The sequence below is a fragment of the Bradyrhizobium manausense genome, assembly GCF_018129685.1.
In the GTDB taxonomy this organism is placed as follows: Bacteria; Pseudomonadota; Alphaproteobacteria; order Rhizobiales; family Xanthobacteraceae; genus Bradyrhizobium; species Bradyrhizobium manausense_D.
Map to the genome: position 1 here is coordinate 131,442 of NZ_JAFCLG010000005.1, position 17,029 is coordinate 148,470.

16 protein-coding genes are annotated in these 17,029 nt (G+C 66.0%); 6 read left to right on the top strand and 10 right to left on the bottom strand.

What is annotated here, in order from left to right:
- The first annotated feature begins 15 nt into the window (after positions 1-15).
- The 3 genes from hisF to coaA all read left to right on the top strand — a co-directional run bounded on the left by hisF (position 16) and on the right by coaA (position 2,169).
- Positions 16-792, top strand: a complete 777-nt coding sequence (gene hisF / locus JQ621_RS15275) for an imidazole glycerol phosphate synthase subunit HisF (RefSeq protein WP_212235539.1) — start codon at positions 16-18, stop codon at positions 790-792.
- 76 nt (positions 793-868) lie between these two features.
- Entirely contained in the window at positions 869-1,189 is a 321-nt protein-coding gene (locus tag JQ621_RS15280; protein ID WP_212235540.1) for a phosphoribosyl-ATP diphosphatase, read from the top strand.
- Positions 1,190-1,212: 23 nt separating this feature from the next.
- Positions 1,213-2,169 (top strand): type I pantothenate kinase, encoded by a 957-nt coding sequence (coaA, locus tag JQ621_RS15285; protein WP_212235541.1) that lies wholly within the window; start codon positions 1,213-1,215, stop codon positions 2,167-2,169.
- 123 nt (positions 2,170-2,292) lie between these two features.
- On the opposite strand, the gene JQ621_RS15290 is transcribed toward coaA, so the two are convergent.
- The 3 genes from JQ621_RS15290 to JQ621_RS15300 all read right to left on the bottom strand — a co-directional run bounded on the left by JQ621_RS15290 (position 2,293) and on the right by JQ621_RS15300 (position 6,756).
- Positions 2,293-4,518 (bottom strand): PAS domain-containing hybrid sensor histidine kinase/response regulator, encoded by a 2,226-nt coding sequence (locus JQ621_RS15290; RefSeq protein WP_212235542.1) that lies wholly within the window; start codon positions 4,516-4,518, stop codon positions 2,293-2,295.
- Positions 4,519-4,637: 119 nt separating this feature from the next.
- Positions 4,638-5,108 carry a hypothetical protein gene (locus JQ621_RS15295; RefSeq protein WP_212235543.1) on the bottom strand — a complete coding sequence of 157 codons (471 nt, stop codon included), beginning with the start codon at positions 5,106-5,108 and terminating at the stop codon, positions 4,638-4,640.
- A gap of 109 nt (positions 5,109-5,217) precedes the next feature.
- Complete coding sequence (locus JQ621_RS15300) at positions 5,218-6,756, bottom strand: YifB family Mg chelatase-like AAA ATPase (protein ID WP_212235544.1); 1,539 nt, start codon at positions 6,754-6,756, stop codon at positions 5,218-5,220.
- 227 nt (positions 6,757-6,983) lie between these two features.
- On the opposite strand from JQ621_RS15300, the gene JQ621_RS15305 reads away from it, so the two are divergent.
- Together JQ621_RS15305 and JQ621_RS15310 are read left to right on the top strand one after the other, a co-directional pair.
- Complete coding sequence (locus tag JQ621_RS15305) at positions 6,984-7,229, top strand: PilZ domain-containing protein (RefSeq protein ID WP_011083489.1); 246 nt, start codon at positions 6,984-6,986, stop codon at positions 7,227-7,229.
- Positions 7,230-7,391: 162 nt separating this feature from the next.
- Positions 7,392-8,168 carry a tetratricopeptide repeat protein gene (locus JQ621_RS15310; protein ID WP_212235545.1) on the top strand — a complete coding sequence of 259 codons (777 nt, stop codon included), beginning with the start codon at positions 7,392-7,394 and terminating at the stop codon, positions 8,166-8,168.
- Between the two features lie 113 nt (positions 8,169-8,281).
- On the opposite strand, the gene JQ621_RS15315 is transcribed toward JQ621_RS15310, so the two are convergent.
- The 7 genes from JQ621_RS15315 to rsmI form a co-directional block, all read right to left on the bottom strand.
- The gene (locus tag JQ621_RS15315; RefSeq protein ID WP_212235546.1) at positions 8,282-9,571 is read right to left on the bottom strand and encodes an AAA family ATPase; all 1,290 of its coding nucleotides are present in this window, start codon (positions 9,569-9,571) and stop codon (positions 8,282-8,284) included.
- Entirely contained in the window at positions 9,568-10,302 is a 735-nt protein-coding gene (locus JQ621_RS15320; RefSeq protein ID WP_212235547.1) for a CpaD family pilus assembly protein, read from the bottom strand. Before JQ621_RS15320 ends, JQ621_RS15315 begins: the two co-directional genes overlap by 4 nt.
- A 52-nt stretch (positions 10,303-10,354) precedes the next feature.
- On the bottom strand, positions 10,355-11,872 hold the full coding sequence (locus JQ621_RS15325) for a type II and III secretion system protein family protein (protein ID WP_212235548.1): 1,518 nt from the start codon (positions 11,870-11,872) through the stop codon (positions 10,355-10,357).
- Between the two features lie 10 nt (positions 11,873-11,882).
- Positions 11,883-12,698 (bottom strand): Flp pilus assembly protein CpaB, encoded by an 816-nt coding sequence (gene cpaB / locus JQ621_RS15330; RefSeq protein WP_212235549.1) that lies wholly within the window; start codon positions 12,696-12,698, stop codon positions 11,883-11,885.
- A gap of 443 nt (positions 12,699-13,141) precedes the next feature.
- The gene (gene gshB / locus JQ621_RS15335) at positions 13,142-14,086 is read right to left on the bottom strand and encodes a glutathione synthase (protein ID WP_212235550.1); all 945 of its coding nucleotides are present in this window, start codon (positions 14,084-14,086) and stop codon (positions 13,142-13,144) included.
- A gap of 10 nt (positions 14,087-14,096) precedes the next feature.
- Positions 14,097-14,498, bottom strand: a complete 402-nt coding sequence (locus tag JQ621_RS15340) for a YraN family protein (protein ID WP_212235551.1) — start codon at positions 14,496-14,498, stop codon at positions 14,097-14,099.
- Entirely contained in the window at positions 14,485-15,447 is a 963-nt protein-coding gene (gene rsmI, locus JQ621_RS15345; RefSeq protein ID WP_212235552.1) for a 16S rRNA (cytidine(1402)-2'-O)-methyltransferase, read from the bottom strand. Before rsmI ends, JQ621_RS15340 begins: the two co-directional genes overlap by 14 nt.
- Positions 15,448-15,788: 341 nt before the next feature.
- On the opposite strand from rsmI, the gene JQ621_RS15350 reads away from it, so the two are divergent.
- A complete protein-coding gene (locus JQ621_RS15350) occupies positions 15,789-17,024 on the top strand; it encodes a penicillin-binding protein activator (RefSeq protein WP_212235553.1) in 1,236 nt (411 codons plus the stop codon).
- The last annotated feature ends 5 nt before the right edge of the window (positions 17,025-17,029 follow it).

Here is a 17,029-nt window from a genome sequence, read left to right on the forward strand (position 1 = left end):
TTTAGGAGCTGACCCATGTTCAAGGTGCGCGTGATCCCCTGCCTCGACGTCAAGGACGGCCGCGTCGTCAAGGGCGTCAATTTCGTCGATCTGCGCGATGCCGGCGATCCCGTCGAAGCCGCGATCGCCTATGACGCCGCCGGTGCCGACGAACTGACCTTCCTCGACATCACGGCGACCCATGAGAACCGCGGCATCATGCTGGATGTGGTCCGGCGCACGGCGGAAGCCTGCTTCATGCCTGTGACCGTCGGCGGCGGCGTGCGCCAGGTGGACGACATCAAGACGCTGCTGCGTGCCGGCGCCGACAAGGTCTCGATCAACAGCGCCGCGGTGTCGCGGCGCGAGTTCGTGAAGGAGGCCGCCGAAAAGTTCGGCGAGCAGTGCGTCGTGGTCGCGATCGACGCCAAGCGGGTCAAGCGCGCCGGCGGCGGCGAGCGCTGGGAGATCTTCACCCATGGCGGCCGCAACTCGACCGGCATCGACGCCATCGAATATGCCCAGGAAGTGGTCTCGCTCGGCGCTGGTGAAATTTTGCTCACCTCGATGGACCGCGACGGCACAAGGCAGGGTTTTGACATCCCGCTGACCCGGGCGATCGCCGACAGCGTTCCCGTTCCCGTGATCGCCTCCGGCGGCGTCGGCAATCTCGACCACCTCGTTGACGGTATCCGCGACGGGCACGCCACCGCCGTGCTGGCCGCCTCGATCTTCCACTTCGGGGAATTCACCATACGTGAAGCCAAGGAGCACATGGCCCGGCGCGGGCTGCCCATGCGCATGGATGCCTGACGACTCCCGTTCTTAAAACTGCTACACAGGTCGCCGGGGATTGGCCTCTGACCGGATGTGTTTCCGAGTAATTCCGATGGCGCGTTTCACGATCCACGACCTCGCCGACACCATCGACGCCCGCGCGGCCTCCGGTGGCGAGGCCTCCTATACCCGCAAGCTCCTCGACAAGGGCGCCGAACATTGCGCCAAGAAGTTCGGTGAGGAAGCAGTCGAAACCGTAATCGCGGCAGTCGAAAACGATCGCGCGCATCTGATCGCCGAAGGCGCCGACCTGCTCTACCATTTCCTTGTGCTGCTCAAGGCACGCGGCGTAAAGCTGGAAGAAGTGGAAGCGGCGCTGGACAAGCGTACGAATATGTCAGGGCTGGAAGAGAAAGCGTCGCGTAAGGGCTAGTTACCCACGGAGAAGGTGGCGTCATGGATATCCGCGCACCCGAGCAGCAATACAATCCATACCGCGTTTACACGCGCGAAGAGTGGGCGCGTCTGCGCGACGATACGCCGATGACGCTGGAGCCGGGCGAGTTCGACCGGCTGCGTTCGCTGCACGATCGCCTCGATCTCAAGGAGGTCGAGGACATTTACCTGCCGCTGTCGCGCCTGCTCTCGATCTATGTCGATGCGATGCAGCGCCTGTATTACGCCGAACGCCAGTTCCTCAACATCCGCGACCGCAAGGTGCCCTACATCATCGGAGTTGCCGGCTCGGTCGCGGTCGGAAAATCCACCACGGCCCGCGTGCTTCAGGCATTGCTGGCGCGCTGGTCGCCGCGGCCGAAGGTCGAGCTGATTACAACCGACGGGTTCCTGTATCCGAAGGCCCTGCTCGAACAGCAAGGCATCTTGCAGAAGAAGGGCTTTCCGGAGAGCTACGACCTGCCGCTGCTGCTCAGCTTCCTGTCCGACATCAAGGCGGGACGCCGCCATGTGCGCTCGCCGGTCTATTCGCATTTGACCTACGACATCGTGCCGAACGAGTGGGCGGAGGTCGATCAGCCCGACATTCTGATCGTCGAGGGCGTCAACGTGTTGCAGACCGGCAAGCTGCCGCGTGACGGCAAGGCGGTGCCTGTCGTTTCCGACTTCTTCGACTTCTCGGTCTACATCGATGCGGACGAGGCGGCGCTGCGGAGCTGGTACATCAAGCGCTTCCTGGCGCTGCGCGATACCGCGTTCACCGATCCGAAGTCCTATTTCAACCGCTACGCGCTGTTGTCGGACGAGGAGGCAACCGCCACCGCCACCGCGATCTGGGAGCGTACCAACCTCGCCAATCTCGAGGACAACATTCTGCCGACCCGCCCCCGCGCGACGCTGATCCTGAAGAAGGGTGCGGATCACGCGGTGGAGAGCGTGGCGCTGCGAAGGTTGTAGGCAATGGTGCCGTAGGGTGGGCAAAGGCGCGCTCTTCGCGCGCCGTGCCCACCACTCGGTGTTATCCGACGCAATTGGTGGGCACGCTACGCTTTGCCCACCCTACGGCAACGTCAATTGCCGCTACACCGCCAACTGCCTTGCCGCGGCAAGCCCCGCCAGCGCTTCGTCCAGCTTCTCGCGATCAAGCGGCTTGATCAAGAATCCATTCATGCCCGCCTCGAAGCAGGCGTAGCGATCTTCCACCAGCGTGTTCGCGGTGAGCGCGAGGATCGGCGTGTGGCGGCCGCCGGTGGCGGCTTCATGCGCGCGGATGCGCTTGGTCGCTTCGATGCCGTCGAGCTGCGGCATCTGGATGTCCATCAACACCAGATCATAGGGCGTGCCGGCCGAGCTTGCCGCAAGCCAGGATTCCAGCGCAGCCTCGCCTTGGACCGCGATGACGACGCGGTGGCCGAGCTTTGTGAGCAGCGACCGCATCAAGAGCGCGTTGATCTCGTTGTCTTCGGCGACGAGGATCGAGAGCCCGCCGGCGGGCGTCCTGATCGGCGCCGGCTCGAGAGGCTCGGGCGCGAGGTCCGGCGAGGCGACCTCCGGTGTCAGCGCAAGACGCGCGGCAAGGGAAGCTGCACGCAGCGGCTTGACCAGGAAGCCGGTGAAAGCAGGCGAAAGCTTGTCGTGACGCGAGCTCGGCGTCAGTAACACGAGCCGCTGCGTCGCATAGGCGCGGGCGGCATCGCCCAGGCGATCGGCGGCGACCGCGCCCAGCGCCCGGTCGACCAGCATCGCGTGCCATGAGCGTTCCGGCAGCAACGCTTCGGCGACCGCTGCATCTGCGACCAGGCATGTCTGGCCGCCCCAGCGCTCCAGCCGCCGCGCGATCAGGGACGCTTCGATTCCGTCGGCCACCAGCAGGATGGATTTGCCGGTGAGGTCGGGGCTCGGGAACGCGGTGTGTCCGGCGTCGCCTTGCGAGGGCGCGAGCGGGATCGCGACCTCGAAGGTCGAGCCTTTGCCCGGCTCGCTTTCCAGCGTGATGCGGCCGCCCATGCGCTTGACGATGCGCTCGCTGATGGCAAGGCCGAGCCCGGTGCCGCCATAGGTGCGGGCGACGCGGTCGTCGGCCTGCTCGAACTCGCGGAAGATGCGCGACTGCGCTTCGGGCGCGATGCCGATGCCGGTGTCGCGGACCAGGAAGCTGATCTCGTTCGGCCAGATCCCGGGCTCGACGATCAGGGCGACGCCGCCTGATGCGGTGAACTTGATGGCATTGCCGGCGAGATTGAGCAGCACCTGCCGCAACCGCGCGGCGTCGCCGACGACCTCGAGCGGCAAGCGCTCGTCGACGTAAGCCGCGATCTCGAGGCTCTTGGCCTGTGCGCGCGGCGCCAGCAGTTCGGTAACCTCCTCGATCAGGGTCGAGAGCGCAAAGGGACGTTGGTCGAGATCGAGCTTGCCGGCTTCGATCTTGGAGTAATCGAGCAATTCCTCGATCAGCGCCATCAGCGCTTCGCCCGATGCTTTCACGGCCCGGGCATAAGTGGTCTGTTCCGGCGTCAGCGTGGTGTCGAGCAAGAGCCCGCCCATGCCGATGATGCCGTTCAGCGGGTTACGGATCTCGTGCGAGGCCATCGCGAGGAAGCGCGATTTGGCGCGGTTGGCGGCGTCGGCCTGGTCACGCGCGTCGGACAAGGCGCGCTCGCTCTCGGTGCGGTCGGTGACGTCGCGGCCGACGCTCTGCAATTCGGCGGGCTGGCCCGCATCGTGCCGCACGAAGCCCTCGCGCCAGGCGATCCAGCGCGCACCGAGCGGCGTTGCGATCTTCTGGTCGTGGATGCGCGTGCCATTGCTTTCGCGCGCGCTGTCGCCCTGCTCCAGCACGTCGAAGTCAAATCGCGTGCCGACCAGCGCGCTGCGCTGCTGTCCGGCGAGCGCGCAATAGGCGTCGTTGGCGAAGGTGATGCGGCCCTGATGGTCGCGCAGCACGATCAGATCGCCCTGCTGCTCGAACAGGCTGCGGGCGCGCTCCTCGGCTTCCTTCAGTTCCCAATTGCGGTCGATCAGTGCCTCGTTGTGGGCGGCGAGCTTGCGCATCCGCCTGGCGACGAAACGCAGCCGCATGCTGAGCGTGGCAAGGCCGAGGCAGGCCAGCGCGAACAGGAAGCTCGCGCCGATCGCAAAGGTGTTGGGATCGTAACCGGAATTTTCCGAACGACTGCCGGTGACGAAGCCATAGGCGCCGCCGAAGGTCGCCGAGAAGATCATGAAGGAGCGGATCGCAAAGGCGATGCGCGGATGCGCCCGCCTGAAGCGGCGCATGCGCACCTTGATCCGGAACGTCCGATCCATCGCTACCGACCCCGATTCGTAAACCCGCCCCCGCCGTGCGCGACGATGTCTCGCCGACCTTGCGAACAGCTTGAGGCTTCGACGCCGCCTCCAAACAGGGTTGACGAGGTGTTAACCGATCAGAGCGAGGCGGCCTGGACGGGCAGCGGCTGGCCGCCATGAGCGCCGACGATCAGCGCTGCGGCTTCCTGCTGCGAGAACGTCTTCGAGCGCACATAGATTCGGTAGTCAGCCGGTCCTTCGGTGGAGAGATAAATGACCGGGCCGCCGTCGACCGGCTGCGCGGCGATCGTGATGAGGCGCGTCGCCGGGTTGGCCCGACAGGATTCGGTCTCGGAGCCGAGACCGTCGTCGACGACCGCGAAGTCCGCGGCATCCGCATCATCGGTGATCTGGACCCGGACCGTGGCCCGCGACAGATCGTCGGTGAAGGCGACGTGGACGCCCGCCTGCCAGACCAGGGCCGTCAGTTCGACCGAGGTGTCGCCGAGGGCGATACAGGGCTGCGAGACCGATCCGATCTCGCTGCGGGCGAAAACCGCAGCCGCCAACAGGGGAACCACTGAGGCCAGGATCTTGAAACGCAACATGACACTCTACTCGCCGGGCCCGCGGGACATCCGTGAATGGAACTTGTGGGCCTTATGGTTTGCAGAGCGTAAAGGAAACTCGTTACCGCGGGGTTGACGCGCGGGATGATCAGGCGAGCTGCCGCACATCCTCCGCGAGTGCGCGATAGGACAAGGCTTCGGCGAGATGCAGCCGGCCGATCTTCTCGGTGCCGTCGAGGTCGGCGAGCGTGCGCGCCACCCGCAGCACCCTGTGATAGCCGCGCGCCGACAGCCGCATGGTCTCGGCGGCATCGCGCAGCAATTTCTGTCCCTGGGTATCAGGCCTGGCGATGTCTTCGAGCACCGCCGCAGGCGCTTCGGCATTGGTGCGGACCCGCGGCAGGCCCGCCTTGGCGTAGCGTGCGAGCTGGATGTCGCGCGCGGCTGCGACGCGTGCCGCGACCTCGGCGGAGCCTTCTGTCGGCGGCGGCAGGATCAGGTCGGCCGCTGTGACTGCGGGAACCTCGATCCGCAGATCGATGCGGTCCATCAAGGGGCCGGAGATGCGTGCCTGGTAATCGCCGGTGCAGCGGTCGATGCGCCCGCGTTTGCAGGCATAGCCGGGCTCGAATGCATTGCCGCAGCGGCAGGGGTTCATTGCCGCAACCAGCATGAAGCGGGCAGGGTAGGTGACGCGGTGGTTGGCGCGCGACACCGAGACCTCGCCGTTCTCCAGCGGCTGGCGCAGCGAATCCAGCACGCGCGGATCGAACTCGGGCAGTTCGTCCAGGAACAGCACGCCCTGGTGCGCCAGCGAGATCTCGCCGGGTTTTGCGCGTGCGCCGCCACCGGTGAGCGCGGCCATGCTGGCGGAATGGTGTGGCGAGCGAAACGGCCGCCGCGATGTCAGCGCACCGCCCTCGATCTCGCCGGCGACGGAGGCGATCATCGAGACCTCGAGCAATTCGCCCGGCGATAGCGGCGGCAGGATCGAGGGCAGGCGCGCCGCCAGCATCGATTTGCCGGCACCGGGCGCGCCGATCATCAGCAGGTGGTGGCCTCCGGCGGCCGCGATCTCCAGCGCGCGCTTGGCGCTCTCCTGGCCCTTGATATCGCGCAAGTCGAGCGGCGATGCGGCCGCTTCATGCACCTTCGGCACCGGCCGCGACAGCACTTGCGTGCCCTTGAAATGGTTGGCGATCTGAATCAGCGAATGCGCGGCGACGATCTGGATATCAGGGCTCGCCCACGCCGCCTCCGAGCCGCAGGCCGCCGGACAGATCAAGCCCTCCTCGCGCACATTTGCGCCGATCGCAGCGGGCAGAACGCCGGCCACCGGCGCGATCGATCCGTCGAGGCCGAGTTCGCCGAGCACGGTGAAACCGGTCAGCGCATCCGGCGGGATCGCGCCGATCGCGGCCATCAGCCCCAGCGCGATCGGCAAGTCGTAATGGCTTCCTTCCTTGGGCAAATCGGCGGGCGCCAGATTGACCGTGATCCGCCGCGCCGGCAACGCCAACCCCGAGGCGATCAGCGCCGAACGGACCCGCTCACGCGCCTCCGAGACGGCCTTATCCGGCAGGCCGACGATGGCAAAGGCCGGCAGCCCCGGCGCGACCTGCACCTGGACGTCGACCGCGCGGGCCTCGATCCCTTCAAAGGCGACTGTCGAAACCCGCTGAACCATGTTGCCCCCAGTACAATTAGGGGTAGCAGATCAGGACGGTTTTGACAAGAACAAAACAAGAACGAAGGTCGGCGCGCCGCAATCCCCTAACGATCCGTAAACCGGACGGAGACACTAAGCTTCGACTACGCCTCGAATGCGAGCGGCTGCGCTCAGCACATCCCAACACATGTCCGCTACTCCTAGAGGTGCGGGATGGGCCGTGATCTAACGGGTGAACAATTCAAATGCTTGCAAATCGCCGCAGAAGCGAACGACGGGTGTGCAGCCGACTTGCCAAGATTCATTTTGGCGCGGGCTCGCTGCCGAGGGACTGCACGATCACCGATATCTCGGATGGTGGCGTGAAAGTGGTGGCGGAATTTCTGGAAGTGCCGCCGCAATTCACCATCATCTTCGCGCCGGATTATTCCCGCCAGTGCCGCCTGCGCTGGCGCATCGGCTGCGAGTTCGGTGCGGAATTTACCGACTGAGCGCATGATCCGGACCCGGGGTGCCGCGTTAGCGCAAAGCGTGACGCGGTTTTGCGGAAAGCGCGTGCGCAAACTATGGGTCACACAAGCTCACGTTCTTAACCTGACTTTAGCGTTAATCGGCAAAGCATCTCTGATCAGTCCGCCGGCGGTGATCAGAGTATGTCGAAGCGTTCGTTCCCTGCCTCGTCCCCGGCGAGAGTCCTGCTTTCCGCGCTCGCGGTGCTAACCCTCGCCGGTTGCCAGACCACGAGCCTGGACGACGTAACCGGTGCGCTCGGTGGCAAGTCGGAACCTGTCGCCAAGGCCGACGCCAGGTCGGATTTGGACGCCCTGCGCGAACGCTACCGCGCCAAGCCCGGCGACCCCAATATCGCGCTCGACTACGGCAAGGCGCTGCGCGAGACCGGCCAGCGCGCCCAGGCGGTCGCCGTGATGGAGCAGGCGGTGCTCGCCCACCCCAACAACAGGGCGCTGCTCGCCGGCTATGGCCGCGCGCTCGCCGACAACGGCAATTTCCAGCAGGCCTTCGACGTGCTGAGCCGCGCGCATACGCCCGAGGATCCCGACTGGCGCATCCTGTCGGCACAGGGCGCGGCGCTCGATCAGCTCGGCCGCAACGAGGAGGCGCAGCAATATTACGCCGCAGCGCTGAAGATCGTGCCCGACGAGCCCACCGTGCTGTCCAATCTCGGCCTGTCCTACATGCTGCAAAACAATCTGCCGAAGGCCGAACAGGTGCTCGGCCGCGCCTATCAGCGCAACCAGCGCGATGTGCGGGTCCGCGCCAATCTCGCGCTCGTGCTCGGATTGCAGGGCCGCGAGGGCGAGGCTGAAATCCTCGTGAAGGCAGATTTGCCGCCGGACCAGGCCGCGGCCAAGGTCGCGGCGCTGCGCCAGGTGCTGGCCAAGAAACAGCAGCAGCGGGCGGAGAAGTAGTTCCTCTGAGGTCAGTGAAGTGAGACTCGCTGGACGCGCCGACGGAGGTGCGTTCCCTCCCCCTTGTGGGTCCCACAACGGGTGGAGGGAATGGAGAGACCACGGTCTCGCGCTTAAGACGCCTTGCGATGCGGCGCCGATCCGCGTCCCGCTTTGCCCTTCAGCTTCTTCAAGAGCGGTCCGAGCAGCGAACGCTTCGGCTTCCTCACCTCGCCGCGCCCGGCGAGGCGGTTGGCCATGTTCTGGAACAGCTCGGTGGTGCGGTGGCTCTTGGAGACCTCCGCGATCATCTGGCCGTTATTGGCCGCGGTCGAGAACAGCTTCGAATCGAACGGGATCACCGCGAGCGGCTGGCTCTCCATCGTCTTGGCGAACGACTTGACGTCGATCTCGGCACGCTTGTGCATGCCGACCTGGTTGATGCAATAGAGCGGCGGCCGGTCGTTCGGGCGCGCCGCCTTGAGCACCGACAGCATGTTCTTGGTGTTGCGCAGATTGGCGAGATCAGGCTCGGCAACGATCACGATGTCGTCGGCGTTGACCAGCGCGCGCTTGGTCCAGGCCGACCATTGATGCGGCACGTCGAGCACGATGCAGGGGGTGGTCATGCGCAGCGTGTCGAAGATCGCGTCGAACGCTTCGGCGCCGAAATCATAGACGCGGTCGAGTGTGGCAGGCGCAGCAAGCAGGCTGAGATGCTCGGTGCATTTGGACAGCAGGCGCTCCATCAGCGCCGTGTCGGGCCTGTCCGGCGAGAGCACCGCGTTCGCAATGCCCTGCGCCGGGTCCTGATTGTAGTCCAGGCCCGCGGTGCCGAAGGCGAGGTCGAGATCGATCACGACGGAATCGAGCGCGAGGTCGCGCGCAATGGTCCAGGCGACATTGTGCGCGACCGTTGACGCGCCGACACCGCCCTTGGCGCCGACCACCGCGATGATGCGGCCGGTGATGATGGCTTCGGACGCCGAAAACAGGCTGCAGATCGAACGCACCACGTCGATGGTCTCGACCGGTCCGATCACGTAGTCATTGACGCCGCGGCGTACCAGCTCGCGATAGGGCGCGGTGTCGCCGGGATTGCCGATCACGACGACGCGGGTGCCGGGGTCGCAGACGCCGGCGAGGTCGTCGAGGCCCTCGAGAATGTCGCGCGTGCCGTCGGACTCGATCACGATGACGTTCGGCGTCGGCATCGTGTCATAGACTTCGATCGCCGCGGCAAGGCCGCCGCTCCTGGCGGTGAGATGGGCCTTGGCGAGACGGCGATCCTGCCCCGCCGCGGTCACCGCGGCGAGCGTCTTCTCGGTCTCGCAAAAGGCCTGCACCGAGATACGCGGAACCGGCGCGATGTGTTCCCCGGGGTGCTGCGGATCGTCCGCCTCTTCGTCCTGGATGCCCGTCATTTGCCTGTATCGCTCAGTTTGGCCTTTTCGGCCTCGGGATAGGTGGTCGTGGTCGCGTTACCCTTGCGGTAGCGGTCGAAGGCGATGTCACGCCGCGCGGTATAGGCCGGCGTTTCCGCGCGCGGCTGCTCGAGGTCGGCGGGGTTGTCGACCATGGCCGCGAGATTGCGCTGGGTGGCGCAACCGAAATTGAAATAAGGCTGGTTCTCGTTGTAGCCGGGATCGACGATGGACGGGCCTATGTCCTCGGGCCACAGCCCGCAAGGGCCGGCGACCGCCGTCATCCTGGAATAGCTCAGCCGGATGGTCGGCAGCAGGCCGGGATCATCGGGGCGGTAGGAATGCTGGACGATGGCGCGCGCGGGCACGCCGCCGCTGCCGAGCACGGCGCGGATCTCGTGATAGGTCGCAGCGGCCGCGCGCGAATTCGCGGCGTCGATCGGGACATCGACGACGACCGAGCCGGTGCCTTCGCGGACCCAGTCCCGGGCAATGCCCATCACGTCGGCCTGCTGCGGCGCCGAGAGACCGCCGCGCGCCTTGCCGACGAAGATCACGATGGAGCGCTTGCCGTCCTGCACCGCGATCGGGTGACGCATGCGGTAGTCGATCGGCACCGTCTGGGTGGTGACGACGTCGCCGGTGGTGTTGCAGGCTCCGAGCATGACGGAGAGCCCCGTCAGCGCGAGCGCGATGCGCAAATTGCGACGTCGATCCGATGTCTTCGTCATCGCCTAGTCCCCTCTTGCCCCGTGTCTCGCCCCGGTCCCCAAACCGTTCGTGTCAGTCGATGATGAAGCCGAAATCGCCGCTGTTGCCGTCGATCGGATCGACGCGGCGCGCGATGCCATAGAGGCGGTTCATGCGGCCGAGCAGCGCTGATTGCGCATCCGAGGACGGCGCGAAGCCGTCATCGGGGCGCGACAATTCCTTCTGCGCGACCGCGCGCACCACATAGGGCGTCACGATCACCATCAGCTCGGTCTCGTTGTTGACGAAGTCCTGGCTGCGGAACAGCGCGCCGAGGATCGGGATCTGGTCGACACCGGGCAGGCCGTTGACGGCCTGCTTGGTCTGCTGCTGGATCAGGCCGGCCATCGCCATCGAGCCGCCTGACGGGATTTCCAGCGTGGTCTCGGCGCGGCGGGTCTGCACGGAGGGAATCGTGACGGAGTTGGTCGTGCCCGAGGACAGCGCCTGCGACACCGTGATGGAGTTCTGGTTCGACAGCTCCGACACTTCGGTCATCACGCGCAGGCTGATGCGGCCTTCGCTGAGCACGACCGGGGTGAAGTTCAAGGAGATGCCGAACTTCTTGTAGGTGATCTGGGTCGTACAGACATGGGTTACCGGGTCGCAGGCGTAGCCGCCGGGAATTGGAAATTCGCCGCCTGCGATGAAGGTCGCCGATTCACCCGAGATTGCGGTCAGGCTCGGTTCGGCCAATGTCCGCATCACGCCCGCGCTTTCCATCGCGCGCATGGTGGCGTTGACTGTGGCGACGCCCTTGGCGAGGCCGGTCACGCCAAGCCCGTTATTGCCGACCAGCGGTCCGCTACTGGCCGTGAACGGGTTGGAATTGTTGAAGTTGACCACCGCAGTGCCGGCATTCAGGCTGGCGCTGAGATCGACGCCCAATTGCTTGATGATGTCGCGGCGGACTTCGCCGACGACGACTTTCAGCATGACCTGGTCACGGCCGCGCACGACGATGTTGTTGACGACCTTGTCATTGCCGCCGACGAGCTTGGCGGCGATGTCGCCGGCCTGCTGGGCCTCGACCGGGCTCGCCACCGAGCCGGTCAGCATCACGCTGTCGCCGACGCCCTCGATCTGCACGCCCGGCAGCAACTGCCGCAGCGCCGTGCGCATGCCGTTGAGGTCGCGCTTCACCGCGATGTCGTAGGAGGCGACCTGCTGGCCGTCGGCGCTGAAGAACACCACGTTGGTCTGGCCGACCTGTCCGCCGATGATGTAGGCGCGCTGCGCCGAGCGGATCACTGCATTGGCGATCTTGGGATCGGCCACCAGCACGTCCTTGACCTCGCGCGGCAGGTCGACGACGATCGATTTGCCGATGCCGAGCGACAGCGAACGTGACCGCGCCGCCGCGATGGTCGCGACCGGCGATACGCCGAGGTCCGGCGCCTGCATCGGCGCCTGGTCTCCGACCGGCGCATCCGCGGCGCGGACGACATCAGGAGCCGCGACCAGCCCCAGCATCAACATGGCCCCTGCCCAGAACGAGCCGGCGCGCTTCCCCCGAATGCGCAGGCCCATCCGATAGTCCCCGTAATTCATGATGTCTCCATCACTTCTGTGACGTTAGTTGTCGTGTCTGCACGCCGTAGCGGATCACGTTCACGCCGGCGCTCTGACGCTGCTTGAGCGCCTCCTCGGCCGAGCCGTCGGCGGCGCTGGCATCGGCGATGCTGCGCAGGGCAAGTGTGAGCGTGCCGCCCTGGCGCGCGGTCGAGAGCGTGGCGACCTGCTCGGGCTTCAGCTCGAGCGTGACGGTCTTGCCGAGCACGGTGGTCTGACCGTCCTTTTCCTTCGGCGCCTGGTCTATCGCGAGCACGCGTATATTGGTGAGGACGACCTCGGACAGGATCAGGTCGTTGCCGCCGGCCGGGCCGCTGGGATCGGGATTCTTCAGCCGCCGCGTCAGCACGATGTCGACGCGGTCGTTCGGCAGGATGAAGCCGCCGGCGCCGGTCTCTGCCGAGATCTCGGTGGACACGGCGCGCATTCCCGACGGCAGGATCGCGGCCATGAAGCCGGAGCCGTCGGCCTTCACCAGCTTCTGCTCGCGGATCGGTTCACCCTGCATCAGCGGCACGCGCGCGATCGAACCGCCGATCTCGTTTTGTGCGTTGGGCCTGCTGTCGCGGCGGATGAAGGCGCTGCTTGCGGTTGTCTGCGGCCAGGTCTGCCAGAGCAGATCATCGGCCTTCACGGCCTGGCCGAGCTGAATGTCGGATTTGGCGACGAGCACCTCGACCGTCGGCAGCTTCTCGGCCACCGGGACAGGGGCTGCGGGCTTGTTGTCGTAGCTGCTCGCCAGATACGCAGCGACGCCGCCGGCGCCCAGCGCGATGACGAGAACGACAATGCGTGCGGTGTTCATACGCTTCTACTCTTACGCGGGGCACTCGAACCGCACCTGGCGGGTTCCCCCGTATCGATGAGTAGGGAGTAAAAGTATAAGGGGTGTTGCGAGGTCGAGTGTGATGGTCCGTGACGGCGCGGGTTTTGGGCAGATGGTGAACGCCGCGTTAGCCGCTCGGCCAGTGGCCCCGTAAATTCACGCAAGCGGCCTCCTGCGTTCGGACGAGAACGCGGGGCGTCATGGTGAACGGGTGGTTAGTGAAGGGTAGATCGATGGCTCTGCGCTATCACAGCGTACGATCAGCGATCCGTCATCCTGAGGTGCGAGGCTTGCGATGCAACGCATCGCAAGGTGAGCCTCGAAGGATGCGCGGCCCCGATGCAGCCGGGCAGTCGCCCTTCGTGGGCCGCTGAAGAAGCGGCCACCTCAGGGTGACGGTTTGGCGCCTCGGGGTACGAGAACTACTTCGCCCGCTTCTGTTCAATCACGTCCCAGACCTTCGCCGCAACGTCAGGACCGCCGAGCCGCGCGATGGCGCGGATGCCGGTCGGTGAGGTCACGTTGATCTCGGTGAGGTTGCCGTTGATGACGTCAATGCCGACGAACAGCAGGCCGCGCTCGCGCAGCGCCGGGCCGACGGTGGCGCAGATCTCGCGCTCGCGTGGCGTGAGCTCGGTCTCCTTGGCAGCGCCGCCGCGCACCATGTTGGAGCGGAGGTCGTCGGCGGCCGGGACGCGGTTCACGGCGCCGGCGAACTCGCCATTGACCAGGATGATGCGCTTGTCGCCGAGCTTCACCTCGGGGATGAACTGCTGGATCACCCAGGCTTCCTTGAACGTCACCGAGAACATGTCGTACAGCGAGCCGAAATTCATGTCCTGAGGCATCACGCGGAACACCGCGGCGCCGCCATGGCCGTGCAGCGGCTTCATCACCACGGCACCATATTTGTCGCGGAAGGCATTGATCTCGTCGAGGTCGCGCGAGATCAGGGTCGGCGGCATCAGCTGCGGAAAATTCATCACGAACAGCTTTTCGGGCGCATTGCGCACCGAGGCCGGATCGTTGACGACCAGCGTCTTCGGATGGATGCGCTCGAGCAGATGTGTCGAGGTGATGTAGGCGAGATCGAACGGCGGATCCTGGCGCAGCAGCACCACGTCAAACCCGTTCAGCGCCTCGCGCTTGGGCTCGCCGAGGGTGAAATGATCGCCGGGCTCGTCGCGCACGGTCAGGAGCTGCACCGGCGCCACGATCTCCTCGCCGACCATCGAAAGCTTGTCGGGGGTGTAATAGGACAGGCCATGGCCGCGCTTCTGCGCCTCCAGAAGCAGCGCAAAGGTGGAATCGCCCTTGATGTTGATGCGGGCGATGGGATCCATCTGGACGGCGACGTTCAGTTTCATGGTCTGCCTTTCAGGTCGAGGCGTCGAATGCCGCCAACACATGGCGCGGAAGTGACCGCGGCGCAATCAGCATGGCGTCGAATCGCAATTCGAATTCCGCATGCTCGGGATGCGCTGCAAGCCAGCCCTGCGCGGCATCGATGATGCGCTGCTGCTGGCGCGGCGTCACCGCATAGGCGGCCTCATCGAGGCTGGCGCGCGCCTTGACCTCGACGAAGGCGATCAGGTTGCGGCGGCGCGCCACGAGGTCGATCTCGCCATGGGGTGTGCGGTAGCGCTTTGCCAGGATGCGGTAGCCCTTCGCCATCAGATAGGCCGCGGCGCGGCTCTCGGCCGAGATGCCGGTGCGGAACGCGGCGACGCGTTCGGGCGAGGCGACTTTCGGCTCCGCGATGTCCTTAATCTTCGCCATCGTCACCCCGCAGATCCTTGCGCGAATTCTTGGCGAGCTCGAGCGCGCGGGCATAGACCTCGCGGCGCGGCCGGCCCGAGAGCGCGACCGCATGCGCGACGGCGTCCTTCACGCTGTTTGTGGCGAGCTGCGCGCGCAGCAGATCGTCGAGCGCGTCCGATGTCAGCACGTCGGCGTCCGCAGCAGGCGGGGCGATCACCAGCACGAATTCGCCGCGCGTCTCCAGGCCATCGGCCTTCCGCGCGAGTTCGCTCAGCGTTGCGCGCGAAACCTCCTCGTGCAGCTTGGTCAGCTCGCGGCAGATCGCAGCGTCGCGGGCCCCCATGATCTCGGCAAGCTCGGCAAGCGTGTCCTGCACGCGATTGCCGGATTCGAACATCACCAGCGTCGCATCGATACGGGCAAGTTCAGTGAGGCGCGACCGCCGGGCGGCGGATTTCGCCGGCAAAAAGCCCTCGAAGAAGAAGCGGTCGGTCGGCAGGGCCGCGACCGACAGCGCCGCCAGCACCGAGGACGGGCCGGGCAGCGCGTAGACGGCATGGCCGGCAGCGCAGGCTTCACGCACCAGCTTGTAGCCGGGATCGGAGATCAGGGGTGTGCCGGCGTCCGATACCAGCGCGATCGAGCCGCCGGCCGCCAGCGCTTCCAGGATCCTGGGCCGCGCGGCTTCGGCATTGTGCTCATGATATTGCTTGAGCTGCGCCGAGATATCGTAACGCTCCGTCAGGCGCCGCGTGATCCTGGTGTCCTCGCAGGCGATGACGTCGACCCCGGCGAGCGTCTGCAGCGCGCGCAACGTGATGTCGCCGAGATTGCCGATCGGCGTCGCGACCAGATGGAGCCCGGCCGCCGCCTTCGGCGCTGTGAGCCTGACGGCGTCAATCGAGAAACCGCGCGGGGTGGCGTCCGCAGCTTCAGTCGTATTTATCGGGGCCGGCTTTGCGCGCATAATGAATCGAACTTAGGCATGATGTCAGAGGCTGGGAACCTGTCCCCCGAAAAAGATCCTGCCGTGGGTAACAGGTGGGGCAGACTGGAATGTGATCCCTGAGGCATCACATTTCGGAGGGAGTGGAGCACCAGCGTCATATTCACGGCGGAAACGCCGCCTTGATGCTGATGTGACGGACGGCGGACAGCTGGTCAGGATTTAAGGCGCGACCGCGTTAAGCGGTCATTATCCTTTTGTTTTGGTTAACTATTTGCCGACAATATGCCTGAATCCGCGGCTCGTGTCGTGGCAAGAGTGTCGTGATTGGCCGCCTGCGGCCGGTCAGAAGAGAAGTTGAGATGGTGGGCCCGCGTGATCTGAAGTCTCCCGTCCAGGGACCCCTGATGTCAGGGGCGACCCGGCGGAGTGCGCTTGGCCTGCTGCTCGGCACGCCCCTGCTCTCGGCCTGCGCCGGTGTACAGCAGAGCCTCAGCCAGTTCTCCAATCCGTTCTCGAGTTCCTCGCCGCCACCGGCCCAGCCGGCCGGTCCGCCGCAACAGGCGACCACCGCCGGCACTGGCGGTGTGAAGGTTGCGGTGATCCTGCCGCTCTCCGCCGCGGGCAATGCCGGGCTCGCCGCGCAATCCATGCGCAATGCCGCCGAGATGGCGCTGGCCGAGTTCCAGAACCCCAACATCCAGCTCCTGATCAAGGACGACAATGGCAGCCCGCAGGGCGCGCAGGCCGGCGCACAGCAGGCCGTCGACGAAGGCGCCGAGATCATTCTGGGGCCGCTGTTCGCGCAGTCTGTCCCCGCGGTGGCGCAGGTCGCGCGTACGCGCGGCATCTCGGTGATCGCGTTCTCGACCGATTCGAGCATCGCCGGCCGCGGCGTGTATCTGCTGAGCTTCCTGCCGGAGTCCGACGTCAACCGCATCATCGAATATTCCGCGAGCATTGGAAAACGCTCGGTCGCGGTGCTCGTGCCTGATAATGCCTACGGCAATGTGGTCGAGGCCGCCGTGAAGGCCGCGGTGCCCAGGCGCGGCGGGCGCGTCGTCGCATTCGAGAAATACGGCGCTGATCGCGCGACGCCGGCGCGCACCGTGGCGCAGCAGCTCGGCAGCGCGGATGCGCTGTTCATGGCCGACGACGGCGATAACGTCGTCGCGGTCGCGGACGCGATGACCGCGGCGGGCGCCAATTTGCGCAACATCCAGCTGCTCGGTACCGGCCTGTGGGACAGTCCGCGCGTCTATGCGAGCTCGAACCTGCAGGGCGGTCTCTACGCCGCGCCCGATCCCGCCGGCTTCCGCGGCTTCTCCGGCCGCTACCGCACCAAATACGGCGCCGAGCCGATCCGCACGGCGACGCTCGCCTATGACGCGGTTGCCCTCGTCGCAGCCCTCGCGCGCACGCAGGGCACCACGCGCTTCTCGTCCGACGTGCTCACCAACCCCTCGGGCTTTGCCGGCATCGACGGCCTGTTCCGCTTCCGTGCCGACGGCACCAATGAGCGTGGCCTCGCGGTGATGAAGGTGACGACCGGCGGCGGTGTTGCGGTCGCGGGCTCGCCGAAGAGTTTTGGGGCGTAGGTGGC

Excerpts from the sequence above, each read along its gene's own strand:
- cpaB (WP_212235549.1), bottom strand. The coding sequence starts at position 12,698 with ATGAACACCGCACGCATTGTCGTTCTCGTCATCGCGCTGGGCGCCGGC.
- JQ621_RS15340 (WP_212235551.1), bottom strand. The coding sequence starts at position 14,498 with ATGGCGAAGATTAAGGACATCGCGGAGCCGAAAGTCGCCTCGCCCGAA.
- hisF (WP_212235539.1), top strand. The coding sequence starts at position 16 with ATGTTCAAGGTGCGCGTGATCCCCTGCCTCGACGTCAAGGACGGCCGC.
- JQ621_RS15295 (WP_212235543.1), bottom strand. The coding sequence starts at position 5,108 with ATGTTGCGTTTCAAGATCCTGGCCTCAGTGGTTCCCCTGTTGGCGGCT.
- gshB (WP_212235550.1), bottom strand. The coding sequence starts at position 14,086 with ATGAAACTGAACGTCGCCGTCCAGATGGATCCCATCGCCCGCATCAAC.
- rsmI (WP_212235552.1), bottom strand. The coding sequence starts at position 15,447 with ATGCGCGCAAAGCCGGCCCCGATAAATACGACTGAAGCTGCGGACGCC.
- JQ621_RS15280 (WP_212235540.1), top strand. The coding sequence starts at position 869 with ATGGCGCGTTTCACGATCCACGACCTCGCCGACACCATCGACGCCCGC.
- JQ621_RS15325 (WP_212235548.1), bottom strand. The coding sequence starts at position 11,872 with ATGAATTACGGGGACTATCGGATGGGCCTGCGCATTCGGGGGAAGCGC.
- JQ621_RS15310 (WP_212235545.1), top strand. The coding sequence starts at position 7,392 with ATGTCGAAGCGTTCGTTCCCTGCCTCGTCCCCGGCGAGAGTCCTGCTT.
- JQ621_RS15300 (WP_212235544.1), bottom strand. The coding sequence starts at position 6,756 with ATGGTTCAGCGGGTTTCGACAGTCGCCTTTGAAGGGATCGAGGCCCGC.
- JQ621_RS15315 (WP_212235546.1), bottom strand. The coding sequence starts at position 9,571 with ATGACGGGCATCCAGGACGAAGAGGCGGACGATCCGCAGCACCCCGGG.
- JQ621_RS15320 (WP_212235547.1), bottom strand. The coding sequence starts at position 10,302 with ATGACGAAGACATCGGATCGACGTCGCAATTTGCGCATCGCGCTCGCG.
- JQ621_RS15305 (WP_011083489.1), top strand. The coding sequence starts at position 6,984 with ATGCTTGCAAATCGCCGCAGAAGCGAACGACGGGTGTGCAGCCGACTT.
- JQ621_RS15350 (WP_212235553.1), top strand. The coding sequence starts at position 15,789 with ATGGTGGGCCCGCGTGATCTGAAGTCTCCCGTCCAGGGACCCCTGATG.
- JQ621_RS15290 (WP_212235542.1), bottom strand. The coding sequence starts at position 4,518 with ATGGATCGGACGTTCCGGATCAAGGTGCGCATGCGCCGCTTCAGGCGG.
- coaA (WP_212235541.1), top strand. The coding sequence starts at position 1,213 with ATGGATATCCGCGCACCCGAGCAGCAATACAATCCATACCGCGTTTAC.